Annotated in this window: 12 protein-coding genes; all 12 read right to left on the bottom strand. The window is 72.9% G+C overall.

From position 1 onward, the window contains the following. Positions 1–8: 8 nt before the first annotated feature. The 12 genes from KIK05_RS04735 to lanM all read right to left on the bottom strand — a co-directional run bounded on the left by KIK05_RS04735 (position 9) and on the right by lanM (position 13,758). Positions 9–665 (bottom strand): DUF2461 domain-containing protein, encoded by a 657-nt coding sequence (locus KIK05_RS04735; RefSeq protein WP_214409275.1) that lies wholly within the window; start codon positions 663–665, stop codon positions 9–11. Positions 666–762: 97 nt separating this feature from the next. Next, positions 763–1,350 (bottom strand): response regulator transcription factor, encoded by a 588-nt coding sequence (locus KIK05_RS04730; RefSeq protein ID WP_308249748.1) that lies wholly within the window; start codon positions 1,348–1,350, stop codon positions 763–765. Between the two features lie 13 nt (positions 1,351–1,363). Continuing rightward, the gene (locus KIK05_RS48730; RefSeq protein ID WP_214409273.1) at positions 1,364–2,515 is read right to left on the bottom strand and encodes a sensor histidine kinase; all 1,152 of its coding nucleotides are present in this window, start codon (positions 2,513–2,515) and stop codon (positions 1,364–1,366) included. A gap of 68 nt (positions 2,516–2,583) precedes the next feature. Then, complete coding sequence (locus KIK05_RS04720; RefSeq protein ID WP_214409272.1) at positions 2,584–3,222, bottom strand: response regulator transcription factor; 639 nt, start codon at positions 3,220–3,222, stop codon at positions 2,584–2,586. Next, positions 3,219–4,394, bottom strand: coding sequence for a sensor histidine kinase (locus tag KIK05_RS48725; protein WP_214409271.1), 1,176 nt, complete (start codon positions 4,392–4,394; stop codon positions 3,219–3,221). The genes KIK05_RS04720 and KIK05_RS48725 overlap by 4 nt, the downstream gene beginning before the upstream one ends. Then, the gene (locus KIK05_RS04710; RefSeq protein ID WP_214409270.1) at positions 4,373–5,176 is read right to left on the bottom strand and encodes an ABC transporter permease; all 804 of its coding nucleotides are present in this window, start codon (positions 5,174–5,176) and stop codon (positions 4,373–4,375) included. The genes KIK05_RS48725 and KIK05_RS04710 overlap by 22 nt, the downstream gene beginning before the upstream one ends. Continuing rightward, positions 5,173–6,090 (bottom strand): ABC transporter ATP-binding protein, encoded by a 918-nt coding sequence (locus KIK05_RS04705; RefSeq protein WP_214409269.1) that lies wholly within the window; start codon positions 6,088–6,090, stop codon positions 5,173–5,175. Before KIK05_RS04705 ends, KIK05_RS04710 begins: the two co-directional genes overlap by 4 nt. Continuing rightward, complete coding sequence (locus tag KIK05_RS04700) at positions 6,087–6,392, bottom strand: hypothetical protein (protein ID WP_214409268.1); 306 nt, start codon at positions 6,390–6,392, stop codon at positions 6,087–6,089. The genes KIK05_RS04705 and KIK05_RS04700 overlap by 4 nt, the downstream gene beginning before the upstream one ends. Positions 6,393–6,514: 122 nt before the next feature. Then, positions 6,515–6,826, bottom strand: coding sequence for a hypothetical protein (locus tag KIK05_RS04695; protein ID WP_214409267.1), 312 nt, complete (start codon positions 6,824–6,826; stop codon positions 6,515–6,517). 101 nt (positions 6,827–6,927) lie between these two features. Then, a complete protein-coding gene (locus KIK05_RS48720) occupies positions 6,928–8,307 on the bottom strand; it encodes a SagB/ThcOx family dehydrogenase (protein ID WP_214409266.1) in 1,380 nt (459 codons plus the stop codon). Further along, the gene (locus KIK05_RS04685; protein WP_214409265.1) at positions 8,304–10,553 is read right to left on the bottom strand and encodes a TOMM precursor leader peptide-binding protein; all 2,250 of its coding nucleotides are present in this window, start codon (positions 10,551–10,553) and stop codon (positions 8,304–8,306) included. Before KIK05_RS04685 ends, KIK05_RS48720 begins: the two co-directional genes overlap by 4 nt. 19 nt (positions 10,554–10,572) lie before the next feature. Then, entirely contained in the window at positions 10,573–13,758 is a 3,186-nt protein-coding gene (gene lanM / locus KIK05_RS04680) for a type 2 lanthipeptide synthetase LanM (protein WP_214409264.1), read from the bottom strand. Between the last annotated feature and the right edge of the window lies 1 nt (position 13,759).

The following is a 13,759-nucleotide window of genomic DNA, read 5'->3' as shown; positions in this document are numbered from 1 at the left end:
ACGGGCGGTCAGCGCCGGCGGGGCATGTCGGTGGGGCCGACATGGGTGCCCAGCCAGTCGACCAGGTCGCTGGTCGACCGCCACAGCAGGCGGACCCGGTCGAGGGCTTCGGGGGTGTGCAGCCAGTCCTCCGGATGCCAGCGGCGGCCTACATGGAGTGATCGGTGGCGGAGCAGGTCGAGGCGGGGGTGGCCGTCACCGAATCCGCGCGGCCGCGTCTTCAGGCGGTCGCCCTCGACGGTCAGGCCGGCCGCGGTGAGCTCATCGAGGACGGCGGCGAGCCGCTCGCCCTTCTTCTCGTCGTCGACGGCGGCGCGGAACCGCTCCACCTGGTCGGGCGCCGGCGTGTACCACCCTGCGCCGGCGAACAGCCCGTCGGCGTCGAACTGCACGTAATAACCGATCCCGTCCCCCGCGCCCCGGAAGTAAGCCCCCTGATGCGTCTTGTAGGGCGACTTGTCCTTGCCGAACCGCACGTCCCGGTGCGGCCGGAAGAGGTGCGACACCCCGAACTCACCGGACAGCTCCTCCAGAAGGGCCAGCATCGGCGCCTTGACGGCGGCCTCGTAGACCTCCTTGTGGCGGCTCCAGTAGGCCTTGGAGTTGTCGGCCTCCAAGCCCTCGTAGAAGATCAGCCCCTCGTCGGGGAACCCCCCAAAACTCATGCCCCCCAGCATGCCACCCGGGCCCGACAAACCAGCAGGCGATCACGCCCCACCCGGCTCGCCGCCGGCGCCGGTCCGGGCGGTCGCGCGAGAGAGGTCACGCCGGGCGGGGGCCCTCGATCCAGCCGGACTCCACCGCGATGCGGACCGCGTCCGTCCTGTTCCTCGCCCCGGTCTTGGTGATGACGCTGGAGATGTAGTTGCGGACGGTCGCCGCCGAAAGGTGCAGCTCGGCCGCGATCTCCCCGGTGGTGGCCCCGGACCCGACCAGGCCCAGCACGGCCGCCTCCCGGTCGGTGAGCGGAGTGGCCATCGCGGTCATCGCCGCCACGGCCAGGGACGCGTCGATCACCCGCTCCCCCTGGTCGACCCTGCGGATGGCCTCGGCCAGCCGCTCGGTGGGGGCGTCCTTCAGCAGGAAGCCGCTCGCGCCGACGTCCATCGCCCGTTTGAGCAGCCTGGTCTGGGCGAGCCCCGTGAGGATGAGCACCCGGCAGGCCGGCATGGCGCGCCTGAGGCGGCAGGTGGCCTCGATGCCGTCCACGCCCGGCATCTCGATGTCGATGACGGCGACCTGCGGCTCGGCGGCGAGGGCGTGGGCGACGACCTTGTCGCCCCTGCCGGTCTCGGCCACCACCTCGATGTCGCCCGTCAGGCTCAGCAGCGCCGTCAGGGCGCCCCTCACGACTCCATGGTCCTCAGCCAGCAGGACACGAATCAACGGTGACCACTCTCTCCCGATCGTGTACGGCGGGCAGCCGCACCAGCACCTCGAACCCGTCCGCGTCCGCGCCGCCCGCGTGCAGGGTCCCGTCCATCTTGTCCACCCGCTGCCCCAGCCCGGCGAGCCCGGAGCCGCACCGGGTGGCCGTGCCGTGGCGGACGCCGTCGTTGCGGACGAGCAGGGTGACCTGCCCGTCCACCGCGTCCAGCTCGATCAGGCAGGTGCGGGCGTCGCTGTGCCTGACGATGTTCGTTGCCGCCTCCCGGACGATCCAGCCCAGCGCGTCGCCCGTCTCCTCGTCGATCTCGCTGATCCCCAGGCGCAGCTCGCAGCGGGCGCCGGTCAGCTCGATCAGGGCGACCGCCGCCGTCAGCTCCGCGCCGAGGTCGAGCGAGCGCCTGGCCTCCACGACGTCGCTGATCTCCTGGCGCGCCTCGTCGGCGATGGCGATCGTGGCCTCGATCTCGCCGAGGGCCCGCTTCCGGTCCAGGTCCACCAGTGCGAGGGCCAGCTCGGTCTTGAGCGTGATGGACGCCAGCGTCTGGCCGAGCAGGTCGTGCAGCTCCCCCGCCATCCGCAGCCGGTCCTGGTCCACGGCCATCTCCGCGAGCGCCGCCCGCAGCTCGCGCAACTCCCGCACGAACGCGGCGTAGTGCACGATGCCGGCGGCGACCAGCGAGGCGACGAAGACGGCGGCGCTCTTCTCCAGGGCGGCGTCGTGCGAGGGGCTCCACAGCGCCAGCGCCAGGGGGTACTCGGCGGCGGTGACCGCCAGCAGCACCGCCACGGCGGGCCGGATCCGCAGGAGCAGCAGCCCCGCGGTGGCGACGGCGAACGGCGTGTAGATCCAGACGTGCCCCAGGAACGGCATGGCGCCGTAGACGACCACCGCGAACAACCCGAGGATCCACCCGGCGTACGGGCCCTGGCCGGCGCCCGCGACGTGCCTTGCGAGCACCCGCGCGTGCACCGTCATGAGCCCGCCGAGCAGCAGGCCCGACACAAGGGCCCGGGCCACGTCGCCGGTGAGCAGGAACGCGACCGGGGTGAGGCCCCACAGCGCCGCCGTCAGCGCGACGACGCCTCTGGACAGCCACCTGACCTGCGTTTCGCTCTCCCGAACCACGGCCGGCCTCCCCTTTTGTCCGGGGCATCAGGATCCGGTACCGATCGTGACTCCTCCGAAGGCCACGATCAACCGTTCGAGCCGATCGTCCTGTCCTCCAGCCACCCGTTCGCCCGCGCGATACGGACGGCCTCCTCGTCGCTGCGGGCGCCGGTCTTCAGGCGGGCGGCGGCGAGGTAGTTCCTGATGGTGTGGATGGACAGGCCCAGGCTGCTGCGCAGGTCGCTGCCCCGCTCGCCGGCCGCGACCGCCGCCAGGACGGCGACCTCCCTCGCGGTCAGCGGGTTGACGTCGACCTGCTGCCCGCCGCCGTCGGCCGCCACGTCCAGGTCGATGTAGCGTTCCCCCCTGGCGACGGCGCGGATGGCGTCGGTTAGCCGGTGGGCGGGCGCGTCCTTGACCAGGAAGCCGCGCACCCCGGCGGCCATGGCCCGCTCGAAGTTGCCGGGAGACCCGACGCTGGTGAGGATGAGCACCGGCGGCGGCTGCTCCAGCTCCTTGATCAGACCGGCCGCCTCCAGGCCGTCCATGCCGGGCAGCCCGATGTCGAGCAGGGCCACGTCGGGCCTGGAGCCGACGACGGCCGGCACGATCTCATCACCCCTCGACACCTCCTCGATCACGCGGATGTCGTTCTCCTCCGACAGCAACGCGATCAGCGCTCCCCTGATGAGATCGTGGTCCTCCGCGATAAGAACTCTGATCATCTCTGGTCTCCTGTGGCAGAGGTGAGTACGGCCGTCATGGGACGGCCGGGAACGTCGAGCGACAGCGTGAACCAGCCGTCTTCGGTGTGCCGTCCGCTGCTGCCGCCGACGCGCGCCAGCCGCTCGTCGAGGCCGGCCAGCCCGCTCCCGCCCACGGTCAGCCCGGCCCCGGAGGCGTCGCTCGGGCGTACGCCGTCGTTGGCGACGGTGACCCTGACCCGGTCGCCCCGGGTCTCGACGCCGAGCAGGCAGACGGTGGCGTCGCTGTGCCGGAGCAGGTTGGTGGCCGCCTCCCGCACCGCCCAGGCCAGCGCCACGCGGACCTCGCCGGGGAGCGAGGGCGGAAGTTCGGCGAAGTCGCACCGGACGCCCGCGGTCTCGAGCACCCGGCGCACCCCGCTCAGCTCCTTTTCCAGCGACAACTCGCGGTAGCCCTTGACCACCGCCCGTACGTCGTGGAGTGAGCGGCGGGCGATGTCGTGGATCTCGGTCAGCTCGCGGCGCAGCCGCTCGATCTGCTCGGCGGGGATCCGCATGGACAGTTCGGTCCGCATCGCGATGACCGAGAGGTTGTGCCCGAGCACGTCGTGCAGCTCGCGGGCGATCCTGAGCCGCTCCTCGGTGATGGCCAGTCTCGCCAGCTCCTCGCGGCTGCGCTGCAGCTCGCTCAGCAGGGTCGCGAAGATGGTGAGGCCCGCCAGCGCGCCGGCCGTGAGCAAGCTCTGCAGGGAGCCGAACAGCACCCAGCTCATCTCCTGGAAGGCCGACAGGGCGACGTCGACGGCGAGCGCGGCGAAGAATCCCGCCGCCGCCCACCAGCCCGGCAGCGTGACCGCCGCCGCGAGCGGGAGCATGAATCCCACGCTCAGCCAGGACGGCCCCGCCGCGAACGGCACGGCCACGGCCACGGCCGTCATGCCGCCCAGCACCACCAGGTCCAGCCGGGAGCCGCGGTCGAGCACGGCTCTGACCGCGAGCCACAGGTAGCAGCCGGCGAGGCATACCAGGAGGAGCACCGCGGTCGCCGCCCTGACGCCGGGGAAAGCGCCGGCCGCCTCCGCGAGGGGCACGGCGACGAAGGCCGCCATGCCCACGGAGAAGACCGCGGCCCCGGCGCGCGCCAGGCGCACGGTGCCCGGCCCGACACTTCTCAGCCTCTGCGAGGCTCCCACCTGAACCACCTCTTCGCCGCCAGCAACGACAGGACGAGCCAGGCGGCCAGGACGAGCCACCCCGGCCACATCAGCAGGAAGCCCGACAGGACGCCCACCTTGGGCGGTACGGCGGAGCCGGCGTGCCCGACGTAGTCGCGCCCGAGGTAGGCGGTGCTGACGCCCTCGGCCACTCGCTGGAAGGGCAGCAGCGATGAGACCGCGCGCAGCCAGCCGGGGAACGCCGAGGTGGGGTAGGCGAACCCCGACAGGCCGATGGTGAGCAGCAAGAACGGCAGGCTCACCACCGCCGTGGCGCCCTGCGCGGGGATCCTGCCGCTCACCGCGACGGCCATCGCCGCGAAGACCGCGAGCCCGAGCACCACCGTGACCACCAGCAGGGCGGGGTCGGCCGGCAGGTCGACGCCGTGCGCCACCTTCGCCAGCCCGACGATCGCCGCGAGCTGGAGCAGCCCGATCGACACGACGGTGAGGATCTCGCCGCCGAAGATGGCGAGATCGGGCAGCTCCGTGCCGCGCAGCCGCTTGAAGATCAGCAGCTGCCGCTTCATGACGAAGGACTCCACCAGCGTCATGAAGCCCAGGGTGCCCATGCCCATCACGATGACGCCGGTGACGATGGCGACCCCGACCGGCGCGCCTCCCCGGGCGCCGCCGCCGACCAGCAGCGGCATCAGCCCGCCGAACAGGATGGGGAATCCCAGGGCGACGCCCACCGAGACGGGCGTGCGCCAGAACAGCGTCTGGGTCAGCCTGAAGTGCGACAGCGTGTAGGCGGTCACGTCGTGACCTCCTGTCCGCTGTGGTGGGCGATGTCGAGGAAGACCTCTTCGAGGGTGGCCTGGCGGACGTCGAAGCCGGTGAGCTTCAGGCCCCGGGTGTGCGCCCAGCCCAGCACGGAGTGCGCGACGGACTCGGGCTCCGCCGTGACGATCACGCACCGCCGTCCCGTCACCGTCAGGGCGTCCCGCTCGCCGACCGGCAGCCCTTCGGGGGTCGCGCCGCCGGGCAGGTCGAAGGCGACCCGTCCCGAGCCCCGCCCGAGCACCTCGGCCATCGTGCCGTGGGTGACGATCCTGCCCTTGTCCATGATGGCCACCCTGGCGGCCAGTTCCTGGGCCTCCTCCAGGTAGTGGGTGGTGAGCAGGACGGTCATCCCCGCGCCCGCCAGCTCGCCGACCAGGTCGCGGACCCTGCGCCTGGCCTCGGGGTCGAGACCCGTCGTCGGTTCGTCGAGGAACAGCAGCTCGGGACGGCCCAGCGTGGCCAGCGCGATGTCGAGCTTGCGCCGCTCCCCGCCGGACATCCGCTTGACCCGCGTCGACGCCTGGCCGGACAGCCCCACCAGTTCGAGGGCCTCGGCCACCGGCCGCGCGCCCGAGGTGAACCTGCGCCAGGCCGTCACCGTCTCGGCCGCCGACAGGTCGCCGAACAGGCCGGACTCCTGCAGCACGACACCGATCCTGGACCGCAGGGGACCACGGTCGGCGGGGTCGTGGCCGAACACCCTCGCCGTGCCCCCGGAGGCCTTCAGGTAGCCCTCCAGGATCTCGATGGTGGTGGTCTTGCCGGCGCCGTTCGTGCCGAGCAGGGCGAACACCTCGCCCTTGCGGACGTCGAAGGAGATGCCGTCGACGGCGGTGAACTCGCCGTAGCGTTTCCGGAGGCCGGCGACCTCGATCACGGCCGCGTTCACTGCGTGTCGTTCGAGGTGAGGCCGGCGGTCAAGACGGAGCCGACGGTGGGGACGCAGCTTATCGAGCTGGCCGCGTATCCGGCCGCGGACTCCAGGTCGGCGATGTCGAACTCGCCCTCCGGTTTGGACGGCAACGGCGGGGTGGGCACGCCCTCGGGGTAGACGATGCCGTACTGGCCCAGCAGCGCCCTCGGCTCGGTCTCGTAACGGCGCCGGATCACCTCGTCGTCCCACGCCGCGGCGATCAGCCTGGCGAACTTCCTGCGGTCCTCATCACCAAGGATGTAGATGCTCTCGGCCATCAGACACTCCTGTTCCGTCCGGCAGGCCTGTCACCTGCCACGATCCCGAACCCGGACGGGGACGGGCGGATGCGGGACGTCGAGTCCCCTGGCTGTGCCGAACCTTCCGGCCATAGTCGCGGTCACAGCGTGTCGCCCACCGTGGAGGGGACGTCCGGCCCGCAGTAGGAGGTGGCGCAGGCGACGGTGCTGACCGAGCCGGCGGCGTGACCGGCCGCGGACTCCAGGTCGGCGATGTCGAACTCGCCCTCCGGTTTGGACGGCAACGGCGGGGTGGGCACGCCCTCGGGGTAGACGATGCCGTACTGGCCCAGCAGCGCCCTCGGCTCGGTCTCGTAACGGCGCCGGATCACCTCGTCGTCCCACGCCGCGGCGATCAGCCTGGCGAACTTCCCGCGGTCCTCATCGTCAAGGATGTGGATGCTCTCGGCCATCAGACACTCCTGTTCCGTCCGGCAGGCCTCTCACCTGCCACGATCCCGGATCCGGGCAGGAGCGGGCAGATGCAGACGACACCTGCCGCTCATGACGGACATCACGAACCGGACGCCGCCTCGCGCGGGGCGCCGCCGATGAGGAAGTCGCCGACCGACGACTCCCTCACCCAGTCCAGCCCGAAGGCGCGTGCGGCCAGGTCGGCGTCGCCGCTGCCGAGGGCGCAGGGCGCCAGCCCCATCGCGGTGGCCACGAGGTAGAGGGTCTGGTAGAGCACTCCGACGTTCTTCAGCGTGGCGGCGTAGGCCAGGCCGGAGTACTTCCACGACTTGCGCTGGAAGCGCGAGGTGATGGTGACGAGCACGTCGGGGGTGGCGAGTCCTCCGGTCGCCGTGCTCGCCATGGCCAGCATGGCGCGGGTGTCCTCCTGCCTGGCGGGCAGCGTGACGAGCCGGTGACCGAGCGGGTCGTAGTAGTAGGCGCCGAGGGCGAGGCCCTCGCACCTGCCGACGGTGAGGTAGAGCTCGAGCTCGTGGACCGCGCCTCCGCCGGGGTAGGGCCTCCTGCTGGCCTCGTACGGCATGCCGGGCGTGGGCCCGAAGACCTCCCGCACCCTGGCGGCGCGGTAGAGCAGCTCACCGAGCTGGCGGACCGTCGGCGGGGCGCCGTACTCGCGCACCGACCTGCGCGACTCCAGGACGGTGGTGAACGGCGGGTCGGCCGCCGCGACCTCCTCCAGGGAGGGCCTGAACAGCGGCAGGGCGGGGCCCTCGGGCAGCGGTTTGACCACCGGCTCGGGCGGCAGCTCCCCGAGGAAGCGGAACGTCGCCCCGAACGGCCCCTCCTGGCGTCCCCACCTGCTCCTGGCGTGGAAGAGCAGGTCGTGGAAGTCCCAGGCGCGCAGCGCGGGGTCGGTGTCCTCGGTGTCGCCGGCGCCGGCCACCCCCGCCGCGACCAGGTGGCTCAGCGCCTCGGGCGCCTCCTTCACCATGACCCCGCGTCCGAGCGCCGCCAGCAGCGGCATGGCCGCCTCGGTCAGCGTGACCTTGTGCCTCGACAACGGGGACTCCAGGACCAGCCCCTCCCCCGACCGGCGCACCAGCGCGAACCTCGACAGGCGCACGATGTCGTCGGGCGGCAGGTCCCGCGGCTGGTACACCGCGTCGCGGGCGATGGGGACCACCCGCAGCAGCGGCTCGACCGCGTGGACCAGGATCGGGCGCAGCCGCGAGAGCACCAGGTACAGCAGGGCGACCTCCTGGCTGGTCCCGCCGGACGCCACCAGCCGGTCGGCCGGCTCGTCCTCGCCGACCAGCCTGCCCGGCAGCTCGCGCAGCACCGCCGCCACCCCGGGAGGCAGGCCGCGTACGGTGATCCTGCCGAAGGGCTGGGTGATGGTGAGCGCGCCGCCGGACGACTCCACGACGGCGTCCTCCCGCATGCCGATCATGAGGACGGGCCGGATGGCGGGGGCGGTCACAGGAACATCGTGATGGGGTTCATCTGCTCCTCCGGGGTGGGCTCGGCCTGCCAGCCGAGCCGGACGGGCACGTCGTAGAGGCGGCCGGGCGCCAGACGCCGCCAGAAGTGGCGCATCCCCGGCACGATGACCTTGACGACCGGCAGCCCGATGTCGGGCCTGGTCTGGTCGAGCACGAGCATCTCCATGCCGCGTTCCTCCACCAGCGCGCGGGCCGCGGCGACGTCGTCGAGCAGGTCGGCGGTGGCGGGCCGGTCGTACGCCGAGGCGGGCACCGGCGGCCCGGCCGGCACCAGATAGGGGTGCTCCGCGAGGCGGGCGGTCTTCCACCAGTTGAGCTGTTCGCTCTCGTGGAAGCGGTACCGGGTCGTCCCGTCGGGGCCGACGTCGATCACCGCGGGGATGAACTGGTTCATCTCGGCCAGGGCTCGCTGGACGGCGATGCGGACGTCGAAGTGGGCGCCGAAGGCCATGAGGATGTCCTCGGCAGGGGCGCCGACGCGGCGGCTGATCGCGGCGGCCACGGGGACGCCGAGGTCGGTGGTGAGGTCGAGCACGTGCACCTCGCGGCCGAGCCCGGCGTAGACGTCCTGGAACTCCGCCATCCAGGGGTCGGCGAAATCTTCGAGGTCGAAGGCGGGGCGGCGGATCCGGTTGTACCACCACAGGGCGACCGCGTCCCGTTCGACGAGCTCCATGAAGCCCTGGACCACGGCGTCCTCCAGCGAGGAGCCGGCGGCGTTGCCGTTGGAATCGGCCCAGGCGTAGAGCGGCCCCGAGGAGCGCTGGTCGCGGTAGTAGTAGTACAGGTAGCCGGTGGGCAGGTACTTGTGCCGCCGCTCGGTCAGCGACCACACCGGCGTCCACTCGATCTCGGCGTCCTCGTCCAGCGGGTCGTTGACGAAGTCGAAACTGGAGGTCGCGCCTCTGGCCGGCCTGGTGCGGTACTGCGCCTCGCTGTAGAGCGAGCAGGCGTTCGGGTGGACGGCGTCCGCGCCCAGTTCGCCGAAACTGGCGGTGCGCCTGGCCTCGTCCCCCTGGAAGACCCCCGAGTAGCGTTCCATCGCCTCGCACATGGCGCTGACCTTGGCCTGCAGGTCGGTCGTGCCCTTGCCGCAGCTCTGGCTGCGCAGTCCCTGGCGCAGCGCGCGCAGGTCGCGCACCTGCCTGGCGAAGTTGTGTCCCGCCATGTACGTCTTGACGAAGGGCACTCCCGTCTCCATCCTGGCGAGCTCCCTGACGACACCGGTGACGGGGCTGACCAGGTGGGCGTACCGTTCGGCGGTGTCCTCCGGGTGCCGGGAGCGGTGGCCGCCGTCGGCGGTGAAGGTCTTGGGGCGCGAGCGCAGCTCGACCGGCCGCCCGGCGGCCGCGGCCACCAGCCCCGCGTCGCCGCACTCGGGGCACTGCGGCCTGCGGCGCAGTTCGTGGCGCGTGGCCCCCAGCTGCTGGGTGTCGAAGGTGATCACGTCTCGCTGCTGCTCGTTCCTGACCCCTGCCAGCCACTTCACCACCTCGGCGGCGACCAGCCGCATGCCCGCGCCGCCGGTCAGGGGCAGGGTGGCGACGGGCGGGGTCAGCGGCCCGCCGCCGCGCAGCCGGTCGGCGAGGTAGGTCAGGGACTGCCGGTGCCCTTCCAGGCGCTGGGAGAGACAGCGCCAGCAGCCGCCCTCGCCGGGCTGGAAGAACGGCCCGAGCCAGATGACGGGACCCGTGGGGCGGGCCAGCAGCCAGGGCCGTCCCTCCTCCAGGTTCCGCCGGTTGATCTCGGCGAGTTCCCCGCGCAGGTAGTCGTCGGTCAGCACCACGGTCAGCGCGCCTTCGTCCGGGCCGGTGATCCGCACCCCTTCGGCGGCCAGCAGGGTGCGCAGCTCCTCTCCGGGCACCTCGCCGACGGTGACCACCTCGGCGTGCCCGCCGCGCACCCCCGCGACCGCCTCCTCGGCCGGCCGGCCCGCCATCTCCCAGTAGGCGGCCGTCCCCCGCTCCAGGTCCTCGGTGACGTCGACCAGCAGACCCCGTTCCCGGAGCTGGTGGATCACGTAGTAGACGTTCTCCGGCGGGATGTCGGGGTCGACGGCGGCGACGATGTCGGGGATGGTGTGCTTGCCGTCGAGCAGGGCCGCCACCGCCCCGATGGACCGGCCGGTGAGGACGTGCAGGTCGCGCTCGGAGATCAGGAAGACCCCCTCTCCCTCGATGGTCTCCACGCGGAAGTGGCGGCGAAATCCTGGTCGGGGGTCCATGGCGTTCCTTTCTGCGGCGTCAGTGCACGAGTCGGAGCGAGGCGACCTGGTCGTCGGCCAGCCGGAGGAGGGTGAGCCCCGCCGCGGCCAGCCCGTTGACGGCGGACAAGGACAGCCGGTCGGCGCGCCGCCGGTCGGCGAACCAGCGGCGGGTGTGGTCGCGGCGGCGCAGCAGTTCGGCGGCGAGCCTTCCGGCCGACCGTGTCAGCGCCCGGTCGCCGGTCAGACGGCCGGCGTGCAGCGCCACCTCGGCGTCCACCACCAGCCGCGCGCACGAGCGTCCGGCCTCGGGCGCGCACTGCCCGCCCACCCGTTCTCGCAGCTCGCCGGGCACCTCCCCGGTGAGCAGATGGGCGGTGGCCACGGCGGCGAGCAGGGAGCCCGGGGTGTCGAGGGCGAAGCGGTGCGCCGCCAGCCGGGCGGCGGCGGCCCGGTCGTCGTCCCCGAGCGCGTGCGCGCTGCGGGCCAGCGCCCAGACCAGCCCGTCCTGGCCGGTGGGCAGCCCTTCGAGGGCGGGCACCCGGGGCGGGTACGGGATCGGCTGCCGGTCACCCGAGGCGAACTCGGCCGTCAGCTCCTCGTGCAGCCGCGCGGCCAGGGCGTCGGCCGCGGGAACCGCCACGGGGGAGGCCGCGCGGAGGCGGTGCAGGGCGAGCAGCAGCCCGGCCCGGCCGAGCACCGGCTCGGCCGCCGTCGGCAGGGACAGCTCGGCCTCGGCCAGCGGCACCAGCTCGGCCGCCCGGGCGATCAGCCCGCTGTCGGACAGCGCGGCGCCGCATCGGCTCAGCGCGTAGATGGCCGACCCGATGCCGACGAAGGCGCCGACGGGCGCCAGCCGCCCGGACATCCGGCGGTAGAACCCCGACCGGGTGGCCAGCGTCGCGAACTCGTACGAGGCGTCCAGCGCGTCCTGCGCCGCCGTCCAGTGGGCGGGGGCGCCGGTGTTGGCGTACAGCTCGGCGAGGAAGACGGCCAGGCCGGCGGTGCCGGTCAGCAGGTCACCGTGCAGGGGTTCGACCTGGTCCAGCCCGTGCGCGGGGTAGGTGACCACGCCGATCCAGCCCGACCGGTCTCCGGGCGGCCCGCCGGGGGGCGCGCCGAGCGGCACCGCCGCGGCGAGCACCTCGCCGGCCAGCTCGCCCGCGCGGGCGAGCAGCACCTCCGGCGACGGCTCCTGTCCCCTGCCGGACAGGTCGTAGGCGTGCAGGCCGATCTCGGTCACGGTGCGGGGTCTCGGTCCCGCGTCGGGGAACGACGTGGGCAGTTCCCCCGCCCCGGTGAAGTCCAGGCAGGTCTCCAGCACCGCCAGGTGCTCCTCCACGGGGAACCCCGCCAGCTCGGCGACGCGATCCTGCAGGCGCTGCCAGGCCGTACCCGCGAAGTGCCCGGGGATCTCGGCCCCGTCCGGGGTGAACACCGAGTCCGACTCGGGCCTGGAGACGAAGAACGGCACGTCCATCCGGCGGAACGCCTCGATCTCCTGCTCGACGATCTCCAGGATGTCCGCCCGCCCCGGGTCCTCCCGCAGCGTCTCCCTGGCGCTGCGGAACAGGTGGGCGAGGTACACCTCTCTGGCCACCCCGTCGAGCAGGGCGCCCGGGCTGAGGCTGATGCGGAGCATCTCGACGCAGTCCCAGGTGCTGCGCCAGATGTAGCGGACCGGGGCCTGCCTGAGCAGCGCCAGCGGGCCGCGGGCGTCGGCCAGCAGCTCCCGGTTGCGCGCCAGGCACACCTGCATCTGCCGGTAACCCTCGGCGACCTCGTCGGCGTAGCGCCGGGGGTCGGCCAGCTCCCCCGCCCCCCAGGTCGGCCGGTACGGCGGCGCCTCCCAGCCGACCGGATATCCGTACGGGTTCTCCGCGACCTGCTCCTGCAACGCGGCCACGCAGCCGATGTCCTGCGCCTGCACGCCGCCGGCGATCACCCTGGGGAAGGTGATGACGGCGGTCTTGACCACCGTCTCCTCGACCCTCCCCCAGAGCGCCCGGATCCTGTCACCGATGAGGGCGGGCTTGCTGATACGGGCCTGCAGCATGTTCTCCAGGTCGATGAAGACCGGCGTGTCCCCCCTGGCGACCAGGTTGTCCGCCCACAGGTCGCGGCACTCGAGGAACTGGGCGAGCCTCGCGAGCATGCCCAGGCGCGTGTAGTAGCGGCGGACGCTGTCCTCGTCGGTGCCGGGCTCGGCGGTGACGTACTCCTCCCAGCCGTAGCCCTCGCGCAGCACGACCTTGCGGGTGTGGAGGGGAAGCGGCAGCCCGTGGTTGTTCAGCAGGGTGCAGACGTCCATCATCCCCGCCACCGAGCGCAGGTCCTTCGGCTTGTAGACCACGCGCCGGCCGGAGGCGAACGTCAGCAGCGTGACCACCCTGCCGTGGTCGTGGGGGTCGCCCGAGTCCCCGGAGTACCCCGTCACCGGGCCGGGGGCGGCCCAGCCCCACAGCGTCCTGCGCAGCTCCGGCAGGTCCGCGCCGAGCCTGTCGAACAGCTCGTGGACCACGCGCTTCCACTGCAGGCACACCACGCCGATGACGTAGGCGAGCCCCGGCAGGGTCTCCAGCCTGTCGAGCCAGCCGGACTGGCTGACGTCGAGGCCCGGGCTCTGCAACCACGCGGACACGTCGCCGGCGGTGCCGGCGAGCTGCGCCTCGAACGCGAACCCGGAGAAGCACACCTGCGTGAGCCGCTCGATGAGCTGGCCCGCGATGTCCTCGCGGGCCTCAGGTGTCAGGGGCACACCGCGCAGCGTCCCGTCCTCCATGTCGACGAGCCTGTTCACCGCCCGCCTGAACGCCACGAACGGCGAGCCGGGGCGCCCGGACGCCGGGTCGGCCGCGGCCGTGGGCGGTTGCGCGAGCAGGAAGTCCACCAGCGCGTACCCCCACTCGGGCAGCCTGCGCGGATCGGCCACCCTGACGTCGACCAGGCCGGCGCCGAGGTCGCGGCCGGAGCGTCTGCGGTGGTGCAGCAGCGCCCGTTTGGCGTCCTCGTTCTCGCCCACGGCCGCCTTCAGCCAGCGATTGGTGCGCTCGGACGCCTGGCGGGGGCCGCGCCCGGCGACGGGGACGAAGAACTCCCCCGACGCGCGTTCGGGGAAGGGCGCGGCGGCGGCGAGCACGGCGATCAGCCGCTCGTCCCCGCCGGGAACGGCCAGCAGCCCCTCCCCCCGCGCTTCGGCGTACCCCTGGTGAACCGAGACCGTCATC

This window comes from Sphaerisporangium fuscum, from assembly GCF_018531465.1.
In the GTDB taxonomy this organism is placed as follows: domain Bacteria; phylum Actinomycetota; class Actinomycetes; order Streptosporangiales; family Streptosporangiaceae; genus Sphaerisporangium; species Sphaerisporangium fuscum.
This window is presented reverse-complemented; position numbering and strand designations above follow the sequence as displayed.

Coding starts and splice junctions, on each gene's coding strand:
- KIK05_RS04735 (WP_214409275.1), bottom strand. CDS start 665: ATGAGTTTTGGGGGGTTCCCCGACGAGGGGCTGATCTTCTACGAGGGC.
- KIK05_RS04720 (WP_214409272.1), bottom strand. CDS start 3,222: ATGATCAGAGTTCTTATCGCGGAGGACCACGATCTCATCAGGGGAGCG.
- KIK05_RS04700 (WP_214409268.1), bottom strand. CDS start 6,392: ATGGCCGAGAGCATCTACATCCTTGGTGATGAGGACCGCAGGAAGTTC.
- KIK05_RS04695 (WP_214409267.1), bottom strand. CDS start 6,826: ATGGCCGAGAGCATCCACATCCTTGACGATGAGGACCGCGGGAAGTTC.
- KIK05_RS04685 (WP_214409265.1), bottom strand. CDS start 10,553: ATGGACCCCCGACCAGGATTTCGCCGCCACTTCCGCGTGGAGACCATC.
- lanM (WP_214409264.1), bottom strand. CDS start 13,758: ATGACGGTCTCGGTTCACCAGGGGTACGCCGAAGCGCGGGGGGAGGGG.